The organism is Leptospira neocaledonica (genome assembly GCF_002812205.1).
In the GTDB taxonomy this organism is placed as follows: Bacteria; Spirochaetota; Leptospiria; order Leptospirales; family Leptospiraceae; genus Leptospira_B; species Leptospira_B neocaledonica.
This window is the reverse complement of record NZ_NPEA01000001.1, coordinates 449,970-473,979: the sequence shown is the minus strand read 5'-3', so window position 1 is coordinate 473,979 and position 24,010 is coordinate 449,970. Positions and strand designations below refer to the sequence as shown.

General features: G+C 39.5%; 22 protein-coding genes. 10 read left to right on the top strand and 12 right to left on the bottom strand.

Annotated features, from left to right (window positions below):
- Nucleotides 1-19 precede the first annotated feature (19 nt).
- The gene (locus CH365_RS02170; protein ID WP_244282947.1) at nt 20-781 is read right to left on the bottom strand and encodes a class I SAM-dependent methyltransferase; all 762 of its coding nucleotides are present in this window, start codon (nt 779-781) and stop codon (nt 20-22) included.
- A gap of 472 nt (nt 782-1,253) precedes the next feature.
- Between CH365_RS02170 and CH365_RS02165 the strand changes: the two genes are divergently transcribed.
- Nucleotides 1,254-1,499 carry a hypothetical protein gene (locus tag CH365_RS02165; protein WP_100766949.1) on the top strand — a complete coding sequence of 82 codons (246 nt, stop codon included), beginning with the start codon at nt 1,254-1,256 and terminating at the stop codon, nt 1,497-1,499.
- An 81-nt stretch (nt 1,500-1,580) separates the two neighbouring features.
- On the opposite strand, the gene CH365_RS02160 is transcribed toward CH365_RS02165, so the two are convergent.
- Nucleotides 1,581-2,138 (bottom strand): YbhB/YbcL family Raf kinase inhibitor-like protein, encoded by a 558-nt coding sequence (locus CH365_RS02160; RefSeq protein WP_100766948.1) that lies wholly within the window; start codon nt 2,136-2,138, stop codon nt 1,581-1,583.
- A 78-nt stretch (nt 2,139-2,216) separates the two neighbouring features.
- A complete protein-coding gene (locus CH365_RS02155) occupies nt 2,217-3,056 on the bottom strand; it encodes an AraC family transcriptional regulator (RefSeq protein ID WP_100766947.1) in 840 nt (279 codons plus the stop codon).
- A 117-nt stretch (nt 3,057-3,173) separates the two neighbouring features.
- On the opposite strand from CH365_RS02155, the gene CH365_RS02150 reads away from it, so the two are divergent.
- Nucleotides 3,174-3,725: a penicillin-binding protein activator LpoB gene (locus CH365_RS02150; RefSeq protein ID WP_244282946.1), complete on the top strand. Its 552-nt coding sequence runs from the start codon at nt 3,174-3,176 to the stop codon at nt 3,723-3,725.
- On the opposite strand, the gene CH365_RS02145 is transcribed toward CH365_RS02150, so the two are convergent.
- Nucleotides 3,722-5,023, bottom strand: coding sequence for a COG3014 family protein (locus CH365_RS02145; RefSeq protein ID WP_125226287.1), 1,302 nt, complete (start codon nt 5,021-5,023; stop codon nt 3,722-3,724). The two genes, CH365_RS02150 and CH365_RS02145, sit on opposite strands and share 4 nt — an antisense overlap.
- Nucleotides 5,024-5,469: 446 nt before the next feature.
- On the opposite strand from CH365_RS02145, the gene CH365_RS02140 reads away from it, so the two are divergent.
- Nucleotides 5,470-6,411, top strand: coding sequence for a family 2A encapsulin nanocompartment shell protein (locus CH365_RS02140; RefSeq protein ID WP_100766944.1), 942 nt, complete (start codon nt 5,470-5,472; stop codon nt 6,409-6,411).
- Nucleotides 6,398-8,104 carry a family 2A encapsulin nanocompartment cargo protein cysteine desulfurase gene (locus CH365_RS02135; protein ID WP_100766943.1) on the top strand — a complete coding sequence of 569 codons (1,707 nt, stop codon included), beginning with the start codon at nt 6,398-6,400 and terminating at the stop codon, nt 8,102-8,104. The genes CH365_RS02140 and CH365_RS02135 overlap by 14 nt, the downstream gene beginning before the upstream one ends.
- A 36-nt stretch (nt 8,105-8,140) precedes the next feature.
- Here CH365_RS02135 and epsC read toward each other — a convergent pair whose 3' ends face one another.
- Nucleotides 8,141-9,037 carry a serine O-acetyltransferase EpsC gene (gene epsC, locus CH365_RS02130; RefSeq protein ID WP_100766942.1) on the bottom strand — a complete coding sequence of 299 codons (897 nt, stop codon included), beginning with the start codon at nt 9,035-9,037 and terminating at the stop codon, nt 8,141-8,143.
- 273 nt (nt 9,038-9,310) lie between these two features.
- Between epsC and CH365_RS02125 the strand changes: the two genes are divergently transcribed.
- Entirely contained in the window at nt 9,311-10,726 is a 1,416-nt protein-coding gene (locus tag CH365_RS02125; protein ID WP_100766941.1) for an OmpP1/FadL family transporter, read from the top strand.
- 660 nt (nt 10,727-11,386) lie between these two features.
- Here the strand turns inward: CH365_RS02125 and CH365_RS02115 are convergent.
- Nucleotides 11,387-14,086 carry a PAS domain-containing sensor histidine kinase gene (locus CH365_RS02115; protein ID WP_100766940.1) on the bottom strand — a complete coding sequence of 900 codons (2,700 nt, stop codon included), beginning with the start codon at nt 14,084-14,086 and terminating at the stop codon, nt 11,387-11,389.
- A 121-nt stretch (nt 14,087-14,207) separates the two neighbouring features.
- Here CH365_RS02115 and CH365_RS02110 point away from each other — a divergent pair, with 121 nt between their 5' ends.
- Nucleotides 14,208-14,999 carry an enoyl-CoA hydratase-related protein gene (locus CH365_RS02110; RefSeq protein WP_244282944.1) on the top strand — a complete coding sequence of 264 codons (792 nt, stop codon included), beginning with the start codon at nt 14,208-14,210 and terminating at the stop codon, nt 14,997-14,999.
- Nucleotides 15,000-15,143: 144 nt separating this feature from the next.
- Nucleotides 15,144-15,410, top strand: coding sequence for a hypothetical protein (locus CH365_RS02105; RefSeq protein ID WP_100766938.1), 267 nt, complete (start codon nt 15,144-15,146; stop codon nt 15,408-15,410).
- Nucleotides 15,411-15,466: 56 nt separating this feature from the next.
- Here CH365_RS02105 and CH365_RS02100 read toward each other — a convergent pair whose 3' ends face one another.
- From CH365_RS02100 to leuC, 3 genes are all read right to left on the bottom strand, one after another.
- Complete coding sequence (locus CH365_RS02100) at nt 15,467-16,384, bottom strand: lysophospholipid acyltransferase family protein (RefSeq protein ID WP_100766937.1); 918 nt, start codon at nt 16,382-16,384, stop codon at nt 15,467-15,469.
- Between the two features lie 127 nt (nt 16,385-16,511).
- The gene (gene leuD, locus CH365_RS02095; protein WP_100766936.1) at nt 16,512-17,138 is read right to left on the bottom strand and encodes a 3-isopropylmalate dehydratase small subunit; all 627 of its coding nucleotides are present in this window, start codon (nt 17,136-17,138) and stop codon (nt 16,512-16,514) included.
- Entirely contained in the window at nt 17,135-18,538 is a 1,404-nt protein-coding gene (gene leuC, locus CH365_RS02090) for a 3-isopropylmalate dehydratase large subunit (protein ID WP_100766935.1), read from the bottom strand. The genes leuD and leuC overlap by 4 nt, the downstream gene beginning before the upstream one ends.
- A gap of 92 nt (nt 18,539-18,630) precedes the next feature.
- Here leuC and CH365_RS02085 point away from each other — a divergent pair, with 92 nt between their 5' ends.
- Nucleotides 18,631-19,530 carry a LysR family transcriptional regulator gene (locus tag CH365_RS02085; RefSeq protein ID WP_100766934.1) on the top strand — a complete coding sequence of 300 codons (900 nt, stop codon included), beginning with the start codon at nt 18,631-18,633 and terminating at the stop codon, nt 19,528-19,530.
- Nucleotides 19,531-19,550: 20 nt separating this feature from the next.
- Here the strand turns inward: CH365_RS02085 and CH365_RS02080 are convergent, their stop codons facing one another.
- Both CH365_RS02080 and CH365_RS02075 read right to left on the bottom strand, forming a co-directional pair.
- Entirely contained in the window at nt 19,551-20,552 is a 1,002-nt protein-coding gene (locus CH365_RS02080) for an alpha/beta hydrolase (RefSeq protein ID WP_100766933.1), read from the bottom strand.
- Between the two features lie 129 nt (nt 20,553-20,681).
- Nucleotides 20,682-21,113 (bottom strand): Rrf2 family transcriptional regulator, encoded by a 432-nt coding sequence (locus CH365_RS02075; RefSeq protein ID WP_100767024.1) that lies wholly within the window; start codon nt 21,111-21,113, stop codon nt 20,682-20,684.
- 181 nt (nt 21,114-21,294) lie between these two features.
- On the opposite strand from CH365_RS02075, the gene CH365_RS02070 reads away from it, so the two are divergent.
- Both CH365_RS02070 and lsa20 read left to right on the top strand, forming a co-directional pair.
- Nucleotides 21,295-22,752 carry a discoidin domain-containing protein gene (locus tag CH365_RS02070; RefSeq protein ID WP_100766932.1) on the top strand — a complete coding sequence of 486 codons (1,458 nt, stop codon included), beginning with the start codon at nt 21,295-21,297 and terminating at the stop codon, nt 22,750-22,752.
- A 3-nt stretch (nt 22,753-22,755) separates the two neighbouring features.
- A complete protein-coding gene (gene lsa20, locus CH365_RS02065) occupies nt 22,756-23,337 on the top strand; it encodes an LIC11469 family lipoprotein adhesin Lsa20 (RefSeq protein ID WP_100766931.1) in 582 nt (193 codons plus the stop codon).
- 51 nt (nt 23,338-23,388) lie between these two features.
- On the opposite strand, the gene CH365_RS02060 is transcribed toward lsa20, so the two are convergent.
- Entirely contained in the window at nt 23,389-23,985 is a 597-nt protein-coding gene (locus CH365_RS02060) for an MORN repeat-containing protein (protein WP_100766930.1), read from the bottom strand.
- Nucleotides 23,986-24,010 lie beyond the last annotated feature (25 nt).

The window sequence follows — 24,010 nt, the reverse complement described above, 5'->3', positions numbered from 1 at the left end:
AACTTAAAGTTAAATCTATCTATTCTTTCAGTAAGCTTAGTGCGAGAAGTTGTGGAAGTTCTCCTTGTCCACCTTCTACCACCCTTACCAATTTAAAACCTGCGGATAAGAAAGTGTTAATTACATCGGAGACGGGCCTATGCCAAGCTCCTACCTTGCTCCTCACTGTTCCTTTCAAAAGATTCGGTTCCACGAATTGAGACTGATTATATCCCGGTTTTTGAAGAATTTCACCTTGAGAAAGTGGTTCTGAATAAGCCCCGTAAAAGCATGGATGAACACCAATGTCCACGTATCTTCCACCTGGAGAAAGAACTCTGTAAATTTCCTTGGCGGATCTTTCCAGATTTTCCCAATCGGTCGTTGTAAACGTGCTATAAGCAAGGCAAACGGAATGATCCGAAATAGGAAGATCCGCAGAGTCCCCCAAAACTACAGGAAGCCTTTTGGCCGCGATCCTCAATTGGTCTTTGGAAAGATCCACACCGATAGGAGTATATCCCAATTCCTTAGTAATATCTGCGGCAAGTCCTGTGCCACAACCAATATCTAACACGATACCTTCTCCTTTACCAAGTAAGGATTTCAGGATAGAATATGCGGAGTTTGCCAGTTCTCCCCGATTATTTTGGTCTTGCATAATAGAATCGTACCATTCAGCCAAACCTTCGTAACGTGCTTCCGATCCCAAAAATTTACTTTGGATGGCGTTTTGTTTGGTTAGGTGAAAGAAACCATTTAAAAAAGGGTAATCTAAACCCAGGCGGGGGTTATGGACCACCCGCTTTTCCTGATCCCAGACCAAACTTCCTTTATCAGATGGATCAGCTATTATATTATGCAATATATCTAACATATTGAATATTAATATTATATAGCAGATGTTGTGTTTTTGTGAGAAGGAGTCAAACTTTTTTTAGAATAGAAACGAATAAAGAAGAAGTTGGGAAAGTAAGAGTCTGCCCGAGAGGAATTCGGTTTAGTGTATCTTAATTAAGCACGCATAACGTTATTTTTTAGATACGTTATGATATTCTATCTTGGGATATAAGATAGATCCATACTTATTATCTGCTATGCGGGCTTCAAGGGCTTAGTCCTTAAGAGACTCATGGTATTTGGTCGGGAACTTAACAGTTATCAAAACTTTTTTTGCGATTTTTTTTGAATTCGTAAGACATAGTGTAAGGATTTTTTATAAGATCCGTCTACATAAGTAATCACTCTTATCTAGTTTTCATTAGGGAGGAATAATGAAAGGAAGGATTGCCGGCATCAATGAGAAGTCGAACAAAATGATTATACTAACCGAACACGGATACACTTTCGGGATCGGTAACGTGGAATACATGCAATTAGATCATGTAATTACCGGTGAGTTGAGAAGTAGCGGGACAGAAATCCTTACTAATATGACTTCCGGAGACGACTTCGTATTAGATATAGAAGCATACGATTGTTCCAAAGAAATCGCACTCACTCTATTGAACGCTGAATAATTTCAGATCTATTTTTATCTTTCTAATAATAGCGAATAACGTAAAAATCCGAAGTCGGAATGATCCGACTTCGGAGAAAAATTATCTTCCGTATTTTGCGGTTAATTTTCCTTCTGCAAGTTTTAGGGAATTGATATAAAACCCAACTAATGCACCAGACGCTTCACCATCCAAATCGATCTTATCCTTTAAGGCGAATACTTTGAAGATATAACGATGAGGTTTATCTCCTTTAGGAGGGCAGGGACCGCCATATCCAGGTTTACCGAAATCGGTCCTTCCTTGGACTGCACCGGCAGGAAGAGGCCCTTTATCGTTTCCAGCTTTTGCAGGGAGACTTGTGACACTTGCTGGAATATTGATCACAGTCCAGTGCCACCATCCACTTCCGGTAGGAGCATCCGGATCATAAGCTGTCACTGCAAAAAATTTGGTTTCCTTAGGAGCGCCTGACCATTGTAAGTCGGGAGAATTATTTTCTCCGGAACATCCGAATCCAGAAAACACATGAGCGTTGGTGATTGTTCCTCCTTCTTTGAGGGCAGAGCTAGTGACTTTCAGGTCCCCAGCAAATGCAGATCCAGCAAAGAATAAAACACAAAGCAATATACCGTTCTGAAACGATAGGAATCTCTTCATAAAACCTCCGAGTTCTTAGCGCTGCAGAATAACACCGGAAGTTCAAATCTGCATTCCAAATTTATGAAAAAAGTGGTCTTATGTCCGGACCCGATCAAGGATTGTGCCGTTCCGATCACGGCTGGCTTCTCTTCTCAACATTGTGGGAGAATATCCGAATCTATCCCGGAATCTCACCGCAAATCTGGAAGCTGAGTCGTAACCTGCCTCCCTTGCGATCTCTCCTATGGATCTGTCCGTTGCCTGTAATAGGGAAAGAGCCAATGACATTCTGACATCGATTAGTATTTCCGAAAAAGAAGAAAGTTCGGAAGAAAGTCTTCTTCTCAGGGTAGCCTCACTCATTTCCAGACGATCTGCAATTTCCAAGGCCGACCAATCTTTGCCAGGATTTGAACTCAGAAAAGAACGGACCTTTTTAGAGGTGTTTTCGGGAGAAGGTACTTTAAACTTTCTTCCATATTCTCCTAACCATATCAATATTTCTGTTGCCCTATGGATAGCAACCTGATCGGAAATTATTTTGTCCGTGGTTATAGATTCTGTGGCGAGTCGAAATGCATCCGAAAATCCGGAAGTAATATTAGAAAAAATAAATGCTGTTTCGATATCTTTCAGAGTCTGAAGGTTGGAATTGTAATTTTGAATCACGTTCGGATGGAATGCAATCCAAGCCGCTTCGAACTCTCCCGCATCCGGCCGATTAATTACATCGAATGCCTGGCCACCTGCAATCGCCACCGCTTCTCCCGATTTTATATCCAATTCTAGATCATTCTGTTTTAAACTTTTGATCCCTTTTTTAACGAATACCAGTGTGGGTAGATCAGTTATCACTCTGGAAAGGTATAGTTCTCTTTTTTGGATCACTGTGGCGGCAATTCCGACCCCGTCTTTGGAAATAATGGAACGTTTCATAGGCTTTTTGGAGTTTTGTCTTAGACTGGCTATTTATAGAGTATTTGCAAGATTTTTGTTTTTTGCTTTTCGTATTTTTAGGTTTAGTTACTGTTTAGCTCGATTATGAAATTCTATTTGTTTCTCTTTTCGATCATATTAAGTTTTTATTATTGCGCAAGCGTTGAATACAGGGACCCGGGCGAAGCAGAAGGTACAAAACAATGGGGGGTAAGGGAAGTTAGAGAGACCGTGCAGAATATGAGCGGTTCCATTTCCGATTTTTATAAAAAGGACTCTATTAAGGGTTATATAGAACTACAAAAATTCAAGAACAATACTTCCGAACATATTGATACTAAAATTATAGCTAATGAGATCGTTACGAACTTAACCTCTTATAAAATCCCCTTTGTAGATACATCTCAAAGAAAAGCATCCTTGGATGAGATCAGTCTAAATAAGACAGGAATCACTTCTTCTGAAGCTAAATTGGATTTTGGAAAATTAAAATCTCCCAGTTATCGTTTGAGTGGGGAACTAAACGATTTAGTTAATTATGAAAAAGGAAAAAAGATCCAATATATCTTAATTACACTTCGTTTGACGAGTGTAGAATCGAATGAGATTGTATGGCAAGCGGACAAAAAATTCCTGAAAATAAGTGATACGGAAGGTTACGGATTTTAGTCTTCTTTAGTATCCGGATAAAAACCTATAGTCACTGGAATTTTTCCGAAACTAGTGATTTGTAAAATTTGTTTTCCAGATCGTTTATCTAATATTTTAGGAAATCTTAAATTACTTCTGGAAGATCCAAACCAAAGATATTCGGGTAAAAAACGAACAAACCTATAATTAGGGGAAACATCTAAATCTTCGGCAAATTCTTTTTTAGATGTTTGGATAGCACGATCGATCATTTCTGCCGCTAGTTTCATTCCAGAGATTGCGATAATAACTCCTGCACCTCCGATCTCCGCTGAATTTGCCTGAACACCTAGATACGCGACACCTGCCCCAAGAGCGACGATAACACTTCCTACAAGAATACTTCCGGTGACTTTTCCTGCTAAGATAGAAGCTTGCTTAGTTGTACTAACAGTGACCAATTGAAAATATTTAGAATCATCTATGATCTCATGAATCGAATTATCCCGGTCCAGATGTCTTTGATACCAATTTTGAGTGGATGGACTTAAATATAATTTGTCTTGGTTGCCATCCAAGTCAGACCAAGAAAGTTCGCTTCTTTCTCCTGTAAATTTAAAGCCTAACTTTCTCAATCCTCTCACAAAATTTAAATTTGTCTCAGGATCCATAAAAGGTTCAGGTCCAGGGCCTCCAAAAATCAAAAAGATATTTTTGGGAGATTGGTCGGAGAATGCATATTGTCTTAGCCAAGAAGATTTAGGAGAAAGTTTTAAGGCTGCTCGCAGATCAATTTTTGCTTCTTGCCACTCTCCGCATGCAATCCAAAGAGAAGCGAGTAATATCCGCAAGTTGGGATCATCGAATTGGCCTTCTGCGCTCCATTCTCCGTTTAATAAATTAGAGGCATATCTTGCTTCCACTAACGCTTCTTCGTATTGTTCTTTCTTTGCATGATAAAAGCCTAAAAGTATATGAAGAAAAATGACTTCCGCTTCGGATGCATAATAACCTTCCGGAGTTTCAGAGTAGAAAAAAGAACGTAATTCTCTGCTTGCACTGAATCTAAGTCTGGATTTGTTTTCTTCAGCTAGGTCTTGTAATCTGGAAAAATCCTTTTCTTGGGTAAAAAGTCCGATGATGGCCTTTTCAAGAACTGTGATAAGGCTTCCCTTTTCCCCGGAAGGAAAGTGATCTAAGGCTGATTTTGGATTTCCATTGGACCATTCTTTTTTTGTCGGAATATAATCTTCTCTTTTTAAGAGGGAAGAACAGGAAACACAAAGAGACAAAAGTATAAGCAGAATACCGCTTAATTTCCGGAAATTTTTCACCATAGAGTAATTAGGATTAATAAGTTAAGAAATAGTATATGGGAACTAAAAAAAGTTCGGGAAATTTTTATTTTCGCGTTTTCTTTCGCTTAAAGGAGATACATTTTATGGAATAAACTGTCCTAAATTTCCATCGAAGTGGATTCATTATATCGTTTGGAATTTTCTTTTCGCTTTATTGTACTTTTGCTCTTCTGATTTCATTGTGTGCTTCCTATCTTTATTAATTTCCCAAAAGAATAAAAAAGTATTTCCCAATTTTGTTACTTATCGAATACCAACAGGAACGAATGTTTCGATCTATTTTAGTACATTTAATTTGTTTAATATTCCTATAATTAATTAAAGTATATTAAACAGGGTATTTTCGACAACAGAATCCTTTTATTCGTTTCTAAGCGATAATAAACATACGGATCGAAACGTTCAGCTAATCAGGAGTTTTTAACATGGCTGAAAACAGCATTCCTCAACATTCTTTGGGCGATAACGCCGCCCGTAAGCTTGCGAATACAACTAAAACACAGGCACAGTATGATTTAATCACACCACGTTGGCTAGTTCGTTTATTAGATTGGAAACCTTTAGAATCCGGAACCTTAAGAGTTAACCGAGTAAAAGATAACACTTCTGTAGAGGTTCTTTGCGGACAGAAGGATGAACAACCTCTTCCGGAGACTTTTGTAGACTACGAAGAAAAACCAAGAGAATATACATTGAGTGCGATATCCACCGTGTTGGATGTTCATACCAGAGTTTCTGATCTATTCAGCAATCCTTATGATCAAATTCAGGAACAACTTAGGCTTACTATAGAAAGTGTAAAAGAACGCCAAGAAAACGAACTCATTAACAACGAAGATTATGGTCTATTAAAGAATGTTCCTAAAAAACAAAGGATCCAAACTAGAAAAGGAGCTCCTACTCCGGATGATTTGGATGAACTCATTTCAAAAGTTTGGAAAGAACCTTCTTTTTTCTTAGCTCATCCTTTAGCAATTGCAGCTTTTGGTAGAGAATGTACTCGCAGAGGAGTTCCGCCGGCTACCGTATCTCTATTTGGAGCACAGTTCTTAACTTGGAGAGGACTTCCTATTATCCCTACAGATAAACTTTTAGTGGGAGGGGAGATTGCACCTAAGGCTCCCGGTGGGACAACCAACATTCTTCTTTTGAGAGTGGGAGAAAAGAAACAAGGCGTGATTGGACTATACCAACCTGGATTACCAGGAGAGCAAACTCCCGGACTTTCCGTTCGTTTTATGGGAATCAATCGTTCTGCAATCGGTTCCTATTTGATCTCTCTCTATTGCTCCGCTGCTATTCTGACCGACGATGCAATCGGCGTTTTGGAAAACGTGGATGTAGGCAATTATTATGAGTACAAATGATTTTTTTTCGGATCTTCCCGGAGAATTTTCGCGGAAGGATTCTCCTCCTGTAGATCCGAACTTGATCGCAGAATGGTCTAAAAAATTTTTTGGACCTCTTTCAAGCGGATCTAACGTTGATGAATTGGTGCTTTCTTCTTCCAAAATACCGAACGAGATCCCAGCATCCAGCCAAAATGTTATTTCCCAGGAGGAATCAGCTTCTGGAGGAAATTCCTGGACTCCTAGGTCCGGAGCCGGATACACAAGAGTTCCTGATTTGGGATTGTCTGGTGCTGGAGTTCCTACATTTCCCGGAGGTTTAAATGTTCCGGGTGCAGGCCAAGGATTACCCGGACAGAATTCTCCATTTTCTTTTTTAGATGATTTTAGATCTTTCGACTCGAAGGTCCAAAATTTGCAAGTCTCCGACCCATTTAGTTTTAGCCCTAGTTTAGTTCCTTCTGTGGATATTTCTTCCGGGAATTTCGATTTGAGCTATGCCAGAAAAGATTTTCCGATCTTAGAAGAGAAAGTGAACGGCAGGAATTTGGTTTGGTTGGATAATGCTGCCACCACTCATAAACCTCAGGCAGTGATCGATAGGCTTTCCTACTTTTACAAACATGAAAATTCCAATATTCATAGGGGAGCTCATACTCTTGCTGCAAGAGCAACTGATGCGTATGAAGCCGCAAGGGAGAAGATAAAGAATTTCTTAAATTCTTCTTCTACCGAAGAAATCGTATTTGTTAGAGGTGCAACCGAAGCTATCAATTTAGTCGCCCAAACCTGGGGAAGACAGAATATCGGAAAAGACGATGAGATACTTATCTCTTGGTTAGAACATCACGCTAATATCGTGCCTTGGCAGATGTTATGCTCTGAGAAGGGAGCTAAATTAAAAGTAATCCCAGTGGACGAAACAGGGCAGATTATCTTAAGCGAGTACCAAAGACTACTCACACCTAAGACACGTTTGGTGGCATTTACTCAAGTCTCTAATGCTTTAGGAACTGTTACTCCTGCTCAAACAATGATAGAGCTGGCTCATAAACAAGGAGCCACCGTATTATTGGATGGAGCACAAGCGGTTTCTCATATGCCTGTGGATGTCCAAGTATTGGATTGTGATTTTTATGTGTTCTCTGGTCACAAGGTATTTGCTCCCACAGGAATTGGGGTCCTATTCGGTAAAAAAGGAATTTTGGACCAAATGACTCCCTGGCAAGGTGGGGGAAATATGATCCAAGACGTTACTTTTGAAAGAACTGTTTACCAGCCGGCTCCTTTCCGTTTCGAAGCAGGAACGGGAAATATCGCAGATGCAGTCGGCCTAGGTGCAGCGATCGATTATTTAAACAAATTCGGGATGGTTCGGATTGCAGAATATGAACATTCTCTTTTGGAATATGGGACCAAGGAATTGAAAAAAATTCCAGGTCTAAAAATGATCGGAACTGCACCGGATAAGGCCGGAGTATTATCTTTTGTATTAGAAGGATTTAAAACGGAAGATGTCGGAAGGTATTTAGCACAGGAAGGAATTGCAGTTAGATCGGGACATCATTGTGCGCAGCCAATTCTCAGAAGATTCGGATTAGAGAGCACTGTGAGACCTTCGTTAGCATTTTATAATACTTGTGAGGATATAGATGCTCTTATCCGGGCCTTGTATGATCTAATCGGCGGAAGGACTTCCGGCCCTCTTTGAGGGTCGGATTCTCAATTTACTTCCGGTCGATAGTTCTCAGATAGAAAAATCGATCACATTGTCTAATTCTTTGGAATTTCTGACTCGGATTTCATTTTTCTGATACACCACCGAATAAGGAGGAACACTTTGAGTGAGCCAGGTGTTCCCTCCGATAATACTATTCCTTCCGATTACAGTATCGCCTCCTAGTATGGTGGCTCCAGCATAGATAATCGTATTTTCCTCGATTGTAGGATGTCTTTTGACGCTAGCTAAATCTTTACTAACAGAGAGTGCTCCCAAAGTGACACCTTGGTAAATTTTGACGTTATCCGCTATTTCAGAGGTCCCTCCGATTACTATCCCTGTCCCATGATCCATAAAAAATGATTTTCCTATCTTTGCACCGGGATGGATATCTATTCCTGTTTTTTCGTGAGCATATTCACTGAGCATCCTCGGAAAAATCGGGATCTTCAAACTATGCAATACATGAGCAACTCTATGAACGGCAATCGCATAAAAACCGGAATAGGCCAATATAACTTCTTTAACACTTTCCGCGGCAGGATCTCCCTCATACGCAGCAATTGCATCTTTCCAGATTAGATCATAGAGAATAGGTAATTCTTTTTTAAATTCAGAAAGTACCCAATTGATCTCAGGGCCGTTGGATCCTACTAAGTAAGGTTGTAACTTCTTCTTTGCATCTAAAAGAAAACGAGAAATACTATCTTCCACCTGGGTCCTGTCCCTAAAGTTTAGGTCTGAAAAAAAACCTGCAAAAAGAATATCGAATAACTCTTGGACGAATTGCCCAGCTACTTGCCTTCCTCCGTAACGATGGGGATCTTCATTCTGTTTTTTGAATATAGAATCTAAAAAATTGCGATAATTGTCTTCCGAGGTTGGATCTATTTGAGGTGTCCCGTTGGTTTCCTGGAATCTCATGATACTTTCTCCTGACGGATCTCTACGGAATAAATCCGTTATAATAGATATAATTAGGTATTATTTCTATAAAATCATCAATAATTTTTAATATATTAAATTTTATTCTGTTTTAATCGTATGAATAAGCAAATATAGTTTAATATATTTAGATGATTGCTTAATATATTCGGCTTATTCGAGAACTTGTATTCGTTTTATTGGATTTTTTAGGTGTGATGATGGAAATTTCTGGAACGCTTATGTCATTCAGGGTTCTGGGGAGGAACATAAATGCAGAGAGGTTTTATCCGAAATAAGTATTCGGTTTTTATTATATTCTTATTATTTGTTTTTGGGAGCGGAGAAGTTTTGGCAATCGATGGATTGTATTTTAACGCGATCAATTCCAGATACTTAGGACTTGCAGGTGCAGGTTATGCGTTAGGCGGGTCGCCCGTGGACGTTGCTTTGAATCCGGCAAATTTATCCTTGGTTAAAGGTAAAAAGTTGGAGTTCGGTTTGGGCACTTCTATCATTCAAAACAGATACAGGGATCGTTTCCAAGATCCGAATCCGGAACTGGTGTATGAGAATGATAAAACATCTAATGTAGTTGGTCCTGGTCCTTATGTAGCTTTTAAACTTCCTGTTACTGAAAATATCAATTATGGAATCACATTCTATGTACCAGGAGGAGCTTCCGGAGGAGTGGATAAGATCACTCGGAACACTCCTACTGGAGAATCTGTAAATCAATGGGCGGATATAAATTTACCCGGGCCTCTTGGAAATTCTAAACAGATCAAAGAATCCAATTCGAATACGTTTGCGGTTTTTAAATTGGTAAACGGACTCTCGGTTAAATTTGGGAATTTATCTTTAGGTGGAAGTGTGGAACTCGCTTACGGAACCCAAAAATTAAATCAAAAATATTATGATATCACAGGCAATATAGAGATCCCTGGCCAAGGATATTATTATGAAAGTTCTAAAAATGCTTTCGCGTTGGGTGGAATTTTAGGAGCTAATTACTCTTTTTCGGATTCCTTCCGGATCGCATATGCGTACCAATCTCATGTGGGAATTCCTCTAAACGGTGGATATTCGATCGGGACAAACGATCCGAATTATTATCGTAAGACCGGGGTTTCTTATACTTTCGATCTTCCTGAAAAGCATGTTTTAGGTCTGGCATTCGGGCCGGAAAATCTAAAGTTCGCATTGGATTTTGTTTATACCAATTATGGTTCTTATTTAAGAAAGGCTAATCAAACCTTGGAAGATCCATGGCTTCCTACTCCTTTAGGAAAAACAGGTTCAGCAGATGCACATTTAAATTTCAGGGACCAATGGGCGGTCATTTTAGGAGTAGAGTATAAGGCTTCTTCTTCCTGGATACTGAGAGGAGGATATTCTTATAATTCCCCATTAGTAAAAAGTAATGCTTTGGGAGGGACAACAGGAGGATTTTTCTCACTTACGGATATCGTTTCTGCAGGGTTTAGTTATTTATTCGATAGCTGGAGTTTGGACCTGGCAGTAAGTTACAATATCCCTAGAAAAACGATAGAAGGTGGAAAAGGGACGGACTGGGATCTTTCTCATGCGGTAGGAAGTTTAGGTAATGCGAACTTAACAGGTTATTCTTATAATGCAAGAGCCGGAATTCCTTCCTTTAGTATTGGAGCAGTAAAATCTTTTGATTGATATGATAAGTCAATAGGAGCCGGTTTTGCCGGCTTTTAAAAGAAAGATAAAACACTTAGGACTTATTTATTCTTTCTAAAGAAGAATTTAAGTCCTTTTCCGTTTTTTGACTTAGTAAACTAAATTTCTCAATTGCTGGAATACGGAACCAGAGTGAGCTCTTATATAAAGGGCATAGCTGCTAGTTAATATACTCAAAACAAGCGGTAGAAATTTAAAAAACTTATTCTTCCCAAATGAGAACAGGATGAACGCAGGAAATACACCTACGATCGGGATTAACGATCCTATAAATAGGAAAAGATAAAATACCCAAAAAGAGGTGATTTCTTCCTCTTCTGGTTTTCCCGTTCTATATCTGATAGGTTTTTGTGGCTGTGCCCGTGAATGAATCACGACGCCGCCCGGTTGGGTTTTCATTCGGTATTTTTGATCCGACTTCTGGCTTCTATTATCCATTCCTTAAGTGTAGATCTTTTTAGATAAAGGAGCAATCCGATTCAGCTTATTTCAAAAATAAATAGTATATTCCAAAAATTGAAATTTAGCCGAATTGGATGAAATCGAATGAAAATCGATAGTTAAGTAGTGAATAGAATCCAGAACCTTCTATAAGGTGAGAATACCTATAAATACGTGAGTTTTCGTAATTTATCTATTTTAGGATGATAATGACTGTAGTTCTATGATCATTTTAGTTCCATGATCAAGTTCACTTTCCGCGTAAATTCTGCCATTTAACGCTTCTACTTGCGATTTAGTGAGAAAGAGTCCTACACCTCTTGCATCAGGATGTCTATGGAATGTTTTATGCAAACCGAACAGTTTGTTCTGGTATTTTTTAAGATCTATCCCTAATCCATTGTCTTCTACGATCAGTAAATACTTTCCTTCCGAGATTTCCGTTCTGATTTCTATCTTAGGAATTCTGTGAGAAGATCTATACTTAATGGAATTTGAAATTAGGTTTAGAAGGATACTTTCTAAGTATGTCTTATCGTATTCGAATTCTTCTAAAGAGGAGAAGTCGGAGCGGATCTCAGCAGAAGTTTCTAAGATCTGACCTTCTAAAATTCTCAGGATTTTTTTAAGGATAGAATCGAACCTTACTGTTTCAATTTTTCGTCTGGTTCCTTCTTGTATCTTTAATACTTCTACCAGACTATCCAAGGTTTCCTGTAAATAGTCCACTGAAATCTTGAATTTTCCTACTAAGGAATGGACTTCTTCTTCTGAATCGGCTTCTTCTACCAATTCTACTAAGGAGATTAAATTGCTAGTGGGAGCCCTAAGGTTATGAGAAGTGATATGGGCATAATTCAGAAGCTGTGCATTCTTTCTGCCTAATTGATCGGCTAAAACTTCCAATTGTAGTTTTGTATCTTCTAGTCTTTCTAAATATTCCTGAGCACCTGATACGTCTGTGCCGATTCCTAAAAATCCGGAGAGTTTAGAATCGAAGCCCTTTACAGGGGTGATGATCATTTGTGCTGGGAAAGTAGTTCCGTCCTTCCTTTTATACTTCCATATTCTGGAGTCATAAGATTCTCTTTTGGCAACCTCGCTGAATATATCGAAACCTTTAATTTCCTTTTTATAAAGTTCGCTTAGCTCTCGGCTTCTCTTATTCGTGTCTTCCTTGTCATGGAGTATTTCCGGAGTATATTTTCCGATCAATTCATCTTCGGAATATCCGAATAAATTTTCCGCTCCTTTGCTAAAAACCGTGATTACTCCTTGTAGATCTGTTTTGATAATAGCAACTTGAGTGGCGGAATCCAGGATCTGTTTCATCTCATAATTGATCGCTATCAAAGATTGTTCAGCGACTTTTTTTTCGGTGATATCTTCTATTTGAGAAACGAAATATAAAAAGTTTCCGAATTTGTCTCTAACAGAAGATACACTCAGGTTGATCCATATAATGGTGCCGTCTTTTTTGAAGTATCGTTTTTCCATTTTATAGGATTCGAGCTCTCTATCCAGGATTTGTTTTACATAACTTAAATCCTTTTCTAGATCTTCCGGATGAGTGATATCTTGAAAGGTGAGGGAGTAAAATTCGGTTTCTTCATATCCGAGCATCTCGCAAACTTTTCTGTTAACCTTGAGCCATTTCCCTTCGGAAGAAACGAGAGCCATTCCGATTCCATTGTTCTCGAACGCTCCTCTAAACATGAGTTCACTTAGTACTAGGCTATCTTCTATTCTTCTTCTTTCCTCGATATCTTGGAAGATCCCGAATAAACGTACACATTTTCCTTCCGAGAATTCAGCATGTCCAATCGTGCGAACCCACTTGTTCTTTCCCGTTTCTGTACGAATCTGAAGATCCATATCATAGTCAGTTCCCGAATGTAGAGCACTTTCTATGGCAAGTGTCATTCTTGCCTTATCTTCTCCTAGGCCGGAAAATTGAATAAAGTCCTCTAATTTAGGAGAATACTCTTCCGGCACCTCGAATATTTCTTTGGTCTTTTTGCTCCAATAAGTTTTGTCCGATATAAAATCGATTTCCCAGGTCCCGATCTTTGCGATCTCATTTACCCTTGTTAGGTTTTCCTGGTTCTTTCTGGATTCTTGGTCTGCCTGTTTGATTTGAGTAATATCCCAATTTGTTCCGATCATCTGGATTGGATTTCCTTCGGAATCTCGGAATACTGCAGCAATGGCCTTGATATAATGTACCGATTTGTCTGGCCAGAGGATCCTAAATTCCGTATCGAATTCCTTTCTTCCTGCAACTGCATTATAAAAATCTTCTATAGCCCTGGTTTTATCCTCCGGGTGAAGTGATTTCTCCCAAGCCTCATAAGCGCCTGAAAATTCCGTTCTCGGAATTCCGTAGAGATTATACATTCCTTCGTCCCAGACTAAGACATTTTTAATCAGGTCCAGATCCCAAATTCCAACGTTAGCCGCTTTCGTTGCGAGTTTTAGTCTTCTGTTACTTTGTCGGAGAGATTCACGGTCCGCCTTAGGTTTAGTGATTTCTTGTAATAAGAATATAAATTTACTAGATGTTTCCGCAGAAGTTTTTAGATGCCGAATCCCGACTTTGAAGTATAAAAATTCACCATCCGATCCGGCAATTTTCAATTCGAATGGTTCCGGATTTTCTCCGTTTTTGGCCGATTCGATCTCTACCTCTAATTTTGTTCTGTCTGCCGGGTGGATTTTTGTAAGAAGAAATGAGAGAGAAATTTCTGGTTCGTTTAAACCTAATCGTTTACAGAGTTGAGGAGGAACTTTGCAGAGACTGATATCTTCCGTTTCCCAAACATACGTGTCCAGAAGTTCGGTCAGAAAGTCCAGGGTTTTGGGCGTTGGATTTGTTCCGAGTTCTTCTTTCTGAGGCATACCTGATTCAACTCGGAGTCGATGGAATTTTAGACGTAAGATTTAAGATGTCAACACCAAACAAAAAAGTTCTTTCTGTATAATACATCTAGTTTCTTATTTAGGCATGTCCGATCTTCCATTGATTACAAAAGTTCACGAAGTAGCAGGCGGTAAAATTTTCCAGATCACGATGAATCGCCCAGAGGTTCATAACGCTGTGAATAAAGAAATGGCGGATCTATTTGTGGAAGCCTGGAAAACATTCCAAAAAGATCCCGAACTTACCGTAGCCATTTTGCATGGTGAAGGGGATAAGGCCTTTTGTTCCGGAGCGGACCTTTCCGGTTTGGACAAGATGGCAAATCTGTATCTAAACAAAGAAGAAAGAGAAGAATATGCTAAGAATGATCCGGGACCTTTAGGAGGTTCTAGGATTGTTCAGAAAAAACCTGTGATTACAGTATCGCACGGTTATACCTATGCAGGGGGTTTGGAATTATTTTGTCACGGTCATATTCGTATCGCGGAACCTCAGGCAATCTTTTCCGTAGCTTGTAGAAGATGGGGAGTTCCTCTTGTGGATGGAGGTACAGTGTATCTTCCTAGATTGCTTGGTTGGGGAGCTGCGTTACCCTTGATACTTACAGGACAAAGGATACGTGCGGAGAGAGCTTATCAACTCGGACTCGTTTGGGAACTTGTGAAAAAAGGAAAAGGTTTAGAAAGAGCATTTTCATATGCAACCCAACTCTGTAAACAGCCTAGAGATGCAATGTTTGCAGATTTAAGTTCCGCTATAGAAGGTTGGAATCTACCTTTGCAAGAAGCTCTGAGCCTAGAAGCACGAAATACATTCCCGGTAATGGAAAGCAAAAGTACCAAAGAAGGTGTAAAACGTTTCTTAGATGGGGATCGTTTTTGGTTTCGATAAAATAAAACAAGTCAAGTGCATTCTCTATTTCCAAAATTGTATTGTTGGTTCCTAAGAATAGTGATCTAATCCTAAAACCATTGCGGATCCTTATCAATCGGATATTGTTTGGAAAAATTATCTGCCATAATATGGAGAATGTATATGCGAACTAAAAATAGGATTTTGATCTTACTTTTGTTTCTATCTTCGATTGGTTTTGTAAATTGTGATGCGTATAACGATTTATACGGAACCGGAGGAAATGATAAGAACGACAAAAAAAATTGTAACGCCGCAGCGGCGTTGTATTTAAGTTGCTCTAGCGAAAACCCTGGTTATGGAAATACTGCATGCGCTTCTCAGTATTTACTTGCAGCCGCCGCTTGCGGTTATGGTGGGGGAAGTGGCGGAGGCGGGGGAGGTTATTAAACTTTCTCCCCAATGAATAAAAGCGGATCAGCTATTGCTGGATCCGCGCTTGTATCTTATTTCTGTTCTGAGAGAATTTCTACATTCCATTCTTTTAAATTGGTTAGTACATAATTCAAAAGTGTTTCTTGAGCTTTTCTGGAATCCTTTGTGTCTATCTGAGGACCGAACTTCATGTGGATCTTTCTGTCCCTATAAAGACTGCCTAGGTCCTTCCAAATTTTACCATTCTGCCAGAAGTCTGTTTTGATCGCAAATGGCACTACCGGAACTCCAGCTCTTGCCGCAAGTTTAACAGCAATAGAATTGAATTCTGCAGGATTAAAAGTTCGAGTCCTTGTGCTTTGGGGGAATACAACGATAGAAATTCCCTTTTTCAGAAGATTTACACCTTCTTCCAATACCTTGACCAAATCTTCTCTTGGATTGTCCCTTCCTACTGCGATCGGATCCCGACTTCTCATAATGGGGCCGAAATATCCCTTTATTAAACTTTCTTTAACTACATACGTAAGTCGTCTATGAGGGACTAAAAAATACGAAAAGACGAAAGTTTCCAAAACGCTCATATGATTTCCTGCAAAAACCACAGGTCCTTTTGGAGAGACGACGTTCTCAATATTCTCTATTTGGAATTTTCCCTGACAACCTTCGATCAAATCTAAGATCCCACCTGATAATTCTATCCAACGGGGATCGAAAAATTTTCCTTTTAAGGCATCTTGTCTTGCGATAATAATTTGGCGAAAGTATCCGTACAAAAAAGTAAGATCGGAACCTAATAAGAACCGATCTAAAAGCCATCTTCTTCGATCGGGAGGAGTTAAATATCTTATACTAACTCCTTCTCTTAGCTCGATTCTCTGGCTCAGTTCTTCCTTGGTTAAGTCGTAGATCCCGGTTTTTAAAGAGGAATCGGGGATTTTAACTATAGGTGTTGTGATCTTATCATGAATGGATTCTGTTAAACTCACTCTAGGTTCCTTTTAGAAGCGAAAGAATGACGAACATATTAATTTTCCCCGAATTCTTTTCCAGCTAATAAAAGGTTTTTTAAGATCTATTGTGCAGAGCACCGTTACGAAAATTTTCGGGAGAAGTTCACCAATATACTTCCAAAAACGGTTTTTCTGCTTTGCGTTTTTGTTCGAAATCCTGGATCTCTTTCGCATTTTTCAGGGTAATATCGATATCGTCCCATCCGTTTCGGATCCGATTAACGGAAGCAGAATCCAAATGGAAGTAGAATGTTTTCTCTCCTGCTTGTACTTCAAAATTTTCCAGATTAATCCGAATCGAGGAGCCAGGATTTTTAGAAACCCATTCATTTAGATAAGAAATTTCTTCTTCTTTTAAGCGAATTAATGCGATTCCATTTTTCGCGGAATTGATGGAAAATATATCCGCAAAAGAAGGTGCCAAGATCGCTCTGAACCCAAAATCGGAAAGTGCCCAGGGGGCATGTTCCCTGCTGGAACCGCAGCCGAAATTTTTTCCAGCCACAAGCACACTCGCTTTTTTGAATTTTTCCTGGTTCAGAATAAATTCAGGATTTGGAATATTCCCCTCTAGGTCCGAATACCTCCAATCATGGAATAGATGTTTTCCGAAACCGTTCTTATCTATCAATTTCATAAATTGTTTAGGAAGTATTTGATCCGTATCAATATCCTCTCTTGGAATAGAGATCGTAACTCCATTGTGTATTGTCCAAATTTTTGGGTTCATACCATTTTCCTCACATCTGAAAATTTTCCGGTTACTGCCGCTGCGGCTGCCATCGACGGACTGACCAAATGTGTTCTTCCGCCTCTACCTTGTCTTCCTTCAAAGTTACGATTAGAAGTAGAAGCGCATCTTTCTCCCGGTTTTAATACATCGTCGTTCATTGCTAGACAAAGTGAACAACCAGGTTCTCTCCATTCGAATCCCGCTTCTTTGAAAATTATATCCAGACCTTCGGATTCCGCCTGACGTTTTACGGACCCAGATCCTGGAACTACTAACGCTTGTACTCCTGGATGTACTTTTTTACCTTTAGCTACTTCTGCTGCGGATCTCAGGTCTTCTATTCTTGAATTTGTACAAGAACCTATGAATACCTTATCAATTTTGATTTCCGAAATTGGAGTTCCGGGTTTTAAGCCCATATACTCCAATGCATTCCGAGCAGTTTCCTTGGCTCGGGTATCTTGGAATTCTTCCGGATGGGGAACAATACCCCCGATTGACAAAGATTGAGAAGGATTGGTTCCCCATGTAACCTGAGGTTCTATTTTAGAAATATCTAATTCAGTGATCTCATCAAATACTGCGTCTTTGTCAGTGAAGAATGTTTTCCAATATTCTACAGCTTGGTTAAAACTTTTACCTTTTGGGATCAACTTTCTATCTTTCAGATAATCGTATGTGATACTGTCTGGTGCAATAAGACTCGCTCTCGCTCCAGCTTCTATACTCATATTGCAAAGAGTCATTCTTCCTTCCATGGAAAGCGAATTTATCCATTCGCCTTTATATTCCATGGTGAAACCTCTTCCACCTGAGGTTCCGATCTTAGAGATCAGTTCCAAGACTATGTCTTTGGCCGTGATCCCAAAACCAGGCTTGCCTATAAAACGTACCAACATGGATTTGGTTTTAGCCTGCTTTAATGTTTGAGTGGCAAGTACATGTTCAACTTCGCTTGTTCCTATGCCGAATGCCAAGGCACCGAATGCTCCATGTGTAGCGGTATGAGAATCTCCGCATACAATGACTGAGCCAGGAATTGTAAATCCCAACTCGGGTCCCAAAACATGCACGATGCCTTGGTCGGGATCCTCCGGTCCGAATAAACGTATCCCGAAGTTTTTGCAGTTCATTTCCATTGTGTCTATCTGCAATCTGGAGACAGGGCCAGCAGCATCTCTGTTCTTACGATCTCTTGTAGAAACATTATGATCCACCACTCCGAAGGTGAGATCTGTCCTTCTTACATTTCGATTTTTATTCCTTAAACCTTCAAATGCCTGAGCGGAAGTCACTTCATGTAGAATATGACGGTCCACATATAAAATGGATTCGGAGTCCGAATTCTCCGAGATCCTATGGCTTTCCCAAATTTTATCATATAAAGTTTGTCCCATATTTCCCTCTTACAAAAGAAGATATCAAATTTACTAATATAATGCAAATAAATTGGTTTTATAAAACATATAACTAAAAGTTATATGTTATTATGGAATTCAGACAGATCGTTTATTTTCTGGAAATTTCGGAATCGGGCACATTTCAAAAGGCTGCCTCTCGTTTGGGATTAACTCAACCTGCATTATCCAAACAGATCTATCTTTTGGAAAAAGAATTGGGCGTTAGCGTTTTGGAAAGAGGGGGAAGGGCTGTCCGACTCACGCACGAAGGAGAAAGATTTTACCAATATTCCGTCCGAATGAAAGAATTATGGGAAGAAATCCAAGACGACTTTTCTAAGGAAAATGAGTTAACAGGAAATTATTCCATCTCCGCAGGCGGTACAGTTTCTGCTTGGATATTACCTCAGATCTTAAAGGAGATCCTGAAAAAAAGGCCCGGTCTTTCTCTTTCCGTAAGAGAAGGAGATGCTGGGGAAACAAAGGACGCCGTCTTAAAGGGAGAAGTAGATCTTGGAATTTTGACAGGGCCAATCTCGGAGCCTAGTCTGAATGTTTTGGAATTTTTATCGGATCGTATCTTTCCCGTGGCGGCAAAAGATCATCCTATTTTTCTTAAAAATAAAATTAGAATAGATGAACTGAAAAAACAATCTTTCGTATTATTTCATCCGGGTTCCGCACTTAGAAAAGCGGTGGAGAAGAAGATCAAATCTTTTTCCAAAGAATTCGGTTCTAAGATCGCTATGGAACTTAGAAGCGTGGAATCCGTCATCAAATCTTTGGAGGCAGGACTCGGAATCGGTTTTTTGTCGGAATATTCCATCAGCCCGAAACTTAAAAAAATCAAATTTGAAGATTGGAATGTAGAAAGGAAATTTTATCTTTGTTATCGTAAAAAATCCGGACCAGGACTTGCCTTACTCGCGGAGGAAATTTTAAGATCCACTAAAGAATGGGGATCGGAGAGGTCACCTTCTTCCCTTTAAAAGGAAGAAGGTGTGAAATCTTATTTTACTCCGGTTTTATACAAGAAGTCTAAAACTTCTTTTTGGACTTTCTCCTTATCGGAGAATACATGTTTAGAAGTTAGTACATGGCTTCCTTCTTCTATTTGGACTTTAGTGTTGAGTGGATTAGGGGAATCGCCTCCAATCTTATCAAAACCTTTCAACATTGCATCAACACTTGCAGTCTTGTCCTGATGATCTTTATCCTTATAATAATATACTAATAGAGTAGGAACTTTAATTTTTTCCAGACTATTTTGGCTAAATACAAATTTAGTCGCATTGCTTACGTGTTGGATCGCTGATAAATACTGATCCTTATACCAATATTCGTAATAATGTTCTCCTATTCCGTCATCCGGTTTTTTAGGAGGGGATTTTCTGATTTTTCCTTGGACTGTTTCTCCAAAGGTCATTCCACCCGGATAAAAGAATAGTTTAGCTAAAGGAACTGCAAAATCAAAAAATGGGGAGAATAATACTAAGTCCTTGATCTTATCCGGATATTTTCCTGCCAGATAAACCGAGATCAAACCACCCATACTTGTTCCCATAAGTATAGTATGATTCCCTAATTTATCCATCATTAATAGACTTTCTTCCGCTACACGAATATATTCCGTAAAAGGAGTGTCTCTGTGATCTTCATTATTGGTTCCATGACCAGGGAGTCTTAGATAGTATGTATTTGCCTTGAGGGAAGCTGAAATTTTATCTACAGTCTCTTCTCCTTCTGCGCGGGAAGCGCCGAAACCATGAATATAAAGAATTGTATATTCGGTTTTACCTGGAGAATAACGGATCAGTTTTTCTTCCGAGCCGGATCTTCCATGAAGCGATTTTGTTTCTTCTAATTTAGTTTTATAAAACGAATCGAAACTTTGTGTTAGATCCGCCTTCGGATGGAATTCGTATTTGGGGAATGTAGCGTAATAGATCCCCAAATAGGCGATAAGCACTGCACCAAGGCCAATCGAAACCCGTTTGAATATTTTTTTCATCCTTCTCTCCGTGTTTTTCGGATTCATATGAGCGACGAAAAGGATATTAGGAACCCTTTATTTTGAGGCAAGGACTTTTGTTAGAATAAATGGAAGGAATCTAGACCGAGTTCTTAAAAGCCTGACTCTTCAAGCACGCTTTTTCTTTTCCGAGTCCAATTGGAATAGAACATCTGATAGATGGAACTCACCTAATTTTGCTTCGAGTGCAGACTGAGCTTCTTGGAAAATTCCTGTCAAGGTGGTCTGGATCTTTTTTCCAACAGGACATTTAGGGTTCGGTTTGTCATGAATGGAGAATAGAGGGGCTTCCGTTTCCACTGCCTTATAGATTTGCAAAAGTTGGATTTCGTCGGGAGATTTGGCGAGTTTTGCACCTGCCACTCCTTGTTTAGAAGCCACAAGTCCCGCTTTTTTTAATTTTCCTAGGATGTTTCGGACTACAACGGGATTGGTGCCAATACTATCAGCCATAATTTGTGAGGAACTGGCTTCTTCTCCATCCCGATCAATCAAGGAAAGAATATGAATCGCTATAGAATACCTGCTCGGAATCGACATCTTTCCCCCTGTAGTTGATACTGAAGCGATATGATCGGATTCGCCAATCATAATTTCAGACGACTGAAATATCTAAGAACTCTCCGGGCAGGGAATAAAAAACGAATCGGACCCTATTTTTTCGTTTTCCCCTGGTTAAAGAAATATATTTCTGATCTCTGCAATTTCTCGGAGGAACCTGATGTTCGGCAAATATTTGACTCTATTATTAGGGACATTGTTCTTTTTTCAATGTGGTAAAAAATTACCGGTTTCCATGATCACGGCCACTTCTATGGAAAGCGGGCTTCCGTTCGAGATCCTTGACGGAAAAGAATGGAGACCGGAAAAAGACGCTAAATTCGTTAAGCTTCATTTTTATCCGGACGAGACCTTCTTATTATCCAAGATAGAAGTAGAATCCTGTCATGACGGGGACTTCTCGGATGCGATCACTGCCTATATTAATTTTGATGAATATAGTCAGGACTTGTCCACAGGATCTACTGCTTCGGTTTCTTTCGATGCGCCTAAAAGTACTCGATCTGTTACTTTTAACTTTCATAGAAATATAAATCTTTGCGTTCAAAAGGTAAACTTTTACGACGACAAGGGTTCCAAGATGAGATGGAAGGGACCAAAAATTGTAGAGGCTTCGGTAACCGCATCCGAAACAGCTAAGCCGAATCTTTCTTATGATGTGATGAACTTATTCGATTCCAGATACGAATATGCTTGGGCATCCGACAAAAAAGGTCCAGGAGTAACTTTGGATTTCGACTTTAAGGAAACCCAAAAGATTAAGTCCATCAAGATCTGGAACGGCTACCAAAGATCCGACAGTCATTGCCAAACAAATGGAAGATTAAAAACTGCGACACTTACAGGTGATAATGGATTCGAGGAAAAGATAGAAATTGAAGATATCATGGGCCCTCAGACTATCCAATTCTCTAAAACTTTCGAAGGTAAAAAATTAAAACTTAAAGTAGATTCTATTTATACAGGAAAAGATTATAAAGGGCTAGTAATCAGCGAAATCCGTTTTTCAGATGGAGAGGACTGGATCTTACCGAATCCGATGGAGCAGGTTAAGAAGATCGCAAAGAATAACTTTTTCCAGTTCTCCGCGGCTAATATAAATTACGTATTGAACTGGAGTTATGCGGGAGGGGAATATACCGGAAGTATTCCTGCTGCAAATGTAAGTGTAGAACAACAGCAAGCTGAATCAACTGGAGAAGAAGGTCAGTTATCTGAAACCGGTTTGATTTCTTCTAACTGGACTTTAAGACTGAGATCCGACGGAAGTCTTTTCTTCGAAGGAAATACCTCCGAGGCGGATGGAGACGGACAAATTAATAAAAGTTTCTTTGCATTAGGAAATTATGAAGTGAAAGAAGCCAAGCCCGACGGTCTGAAACTTCGTATATTCGGCCTTGTACGTAAAATGAGCCAAAGAGAGTATAATGAAAATTATTATGGCGGGGACTGCAATGGATGCGGAAGGGACTGTAATAATAGTGAAGATTCCGAGAATGGAGAGAAAATTTTCCAAGAGCAGATCCTTCTTCGCAAATCCGGAAATAAACTTTATGTAAAGAATGAAAATCCTGGAAAAGTTTTCCAATTTTCCACTTTAGAATTAGTTCAGGAATAAGTTTTGTTAAAAAAGGTTATCTTTCTCCTTTTCATTTTGAGTATAATTTCTTGCGAAAAGGATAAAAGTTCTGATTCTTCTTTTTCTCTGAATTTATCCGGGAAAAAGGGGGGAGTTCCGGTCCGTATAGAATGGATTTATAAAGGTTTTCCTGGAGAGATGAAAATTTACGAACTGGCTTCTCAGAGGCCGGTTCAGCTTTGGGATACGAATACTGTAGCGGACCTAAATAAGGCTCCTATTTCTAGTTTGATAGAAGATTCAAAATTAGTCTTGGGCCCAGGCGAAACCCGCAAGTTTGCCTTGGTGTATCAGAACGAAACTAAGGAGAAGCTGTACTTCTTCGCGGCTCCTCACTCAGTCAATCCAGCTGAATTCGGTTTTGGCTTTAAATTTAAATGTTTATGCGTAAACCATTTATTCCAAGTGGAACCGGGTTCTATTTGGTATAGGATAGTAGAAATACGTACGATGCCAAACTGGGCAAGTGATCCATTCCAGATTACTCATACTCTCGTAAGAGTAGATCCATCTCAAGCAAAAGAATGGAGTAATACGGGCACACATTCTCATTCCGATGAATAGAATGAGAAGAAGATATATTAGTATACCTTAATATTAGCGGATAGCTTAATACTATTCAGTTTTAGGCTCGGCTCCAGGTTCTTGTTTTACACACACCAGAACCTTGTTTTGAAGATAACATTCCGTTTCTGTTCCGTCCTTCTTCCTATAAGGTCCAGGATTAGAATTGCTGGAATCGGTAAACTCGGTTACTAAAACGCTTCCGTCAGTGAATGTAACTTTACCGGAACCCTTAATGATACCTTTGGCAAAATTTCCTCGGATGACTGTTCCGTTGGAGTAGAAATACATTCCGTCTCCTTCTTTCAGATCGTTCACATAAATTCCTTCAAATTTGTCTCCGTTTTTGTAAACGAACTTACCTTTACCTTCTCTATGCCCGCTACTGAATCCGCCGGTGTATATATCACCCGTAGAATATACGTAAGTACCTGTGCCGTTTTCACAGTTGCCAGATTCACAACGGCCATCTTCCGTTTCTTGGTCCGGGCTGAAGGATCTGGTAGAAGCGGCGTTAGAGCTTTCTGATCCGGATGCGCTCGCATTGCTGGAAGATTCGGAAGAATCCTTGGTTTCCGCGGAAGAACAGTTGAATATTATAAAAAATGCAAAAATGGAAATGAAGGAACTTGTGAAAATTCGAGCCATAGTAAAATTTTTGACCCTAAACTTA

What these genes read in the sequence shown, in the direction of transcription:
- CH365_RS02165 (WP_100766949.1), top strand. Translation starts at nt 1,254, where the DNA reads ATGAAAGGAAGGATTGCCGGCATCAATGAGAAGTCGAACAAAATGATT.
- CH365_RS02160 (WP_100766948.1), bottom strand. Translation starts at nt 2,138, where the DNA reads ATGAAGAGATTCCTATCGTTTCAGAACGGTATATTGCTTTGTGTTTTA.
- CH365_RS02155 (WP_100766947.1), bottom strand. Translation starts at nt 3,056, where the DNA reads ATGAAACGTTCCATTATTTCCAAAGACGGGGTCGGAATTGCCGCCACA.
- CH365_RS02145 (WP_125226287.1), bottom strand. Translation starts at nt 5,023, where the DNA reads ATGGTGAAAAATTTCCGGAAATTAAGCGGTATTCTGCTTATACTTTTG.
- CH365_RS02140 (WP_100766944.1), top strand. Translation starts at nt 5,470, where the DNA reads ATGGCTGAAAACAGCATTCCTCAACATTCTTTGGGCGATAACGCCGCC.
- CH365_RS02135 (WP_100766943.1), top strand. Translation starts at nt 6,398, where the DNA reads ATGAGTACAAATGATTTTTTTTCGGATCTTCCCGGAGAATTTTCGCGG.
- epsC (WP_100766942.1), bottom strand. Translation starts at nt 9,037, where the DNA reads ATGAGATTCCAGGAAACCAACGGGACACCTCAAATAGATCCAACCTCG.
- CH365_RS02125 (WP_100766941.1), top strand. Translation starts at nt 9,311, where the DNA reads ATGCAGAGAGGTTTTATCCGAAATAAGTATTCGGTTTTTATTATATTC.
- CH365_RS02115 (WP_100766940.1), bottom strand. Translation starts at nt 14,086, where the DNA reads ATGCCTCAGAAAGAAGAACTCGGAACAAATCCAACGCCCAAAACCCTG.
- CH365_RS02105 (WP_100766938.1), top strand. Translation starts at nt 15,144, where the DNA reads ATGCGAACTAAAAATAGGATTTTGATCTTACTTTTGTTTCTATCTTCG.
- leuD (WP_100766936.1), bottom strand. Translation starts at nt 17,138, where the DNA reads ATGAACCCAAAAATTTGGACAATACACAATGGAGTTACGATCTCTATT.
- leuC (WP_100766935.1), bottom strand. Translation starts at nt 18,538, where the DNA reads ATGGGACAAACTTTATATGATAAAATTTGGGAAAGCCATAGGATCTCG.
- CH365_RS02085 (WP_100766934.1), top strand. Translation starts at nt 18,631, where the DNA reads ATGGAATTCAGACAGATCGTTTATTTTCTGGAAATTTCGGAATCGGGC.
- CH365_RS02080 (WP_100766933.1), bottom strand. Translation starts at nt 20,552, where the DNA reads ATGAAAAAAATATTCAAACGGGTTTCGATTGGCCTTGGTGCAGTGCTT.
- CH365_RS02075 (WP_100767024.1), bottom strand. Translation starts at nt 21,113, where the DNA reads ATGTCGATTCCGAGCAGGTATTCTATAGCGATTCATATTCTTTCCTTG.
- CH365_RS02070 (WP_100766932.1), top strand. Translation starts at nt 21,295, where the DNA reads ATGTTCGGCAAATATTTGACTCTATTATTAGGGACATTGTTCTTTTTT.
- CH365_RS02060 (WP_100766930.1), bottom strand. Translation starts at nt 23,985, where the DNA reads ATGGCTCGAATTTTCACAAGTTCCTTCATTTCCATTTTTGCATTTTTT.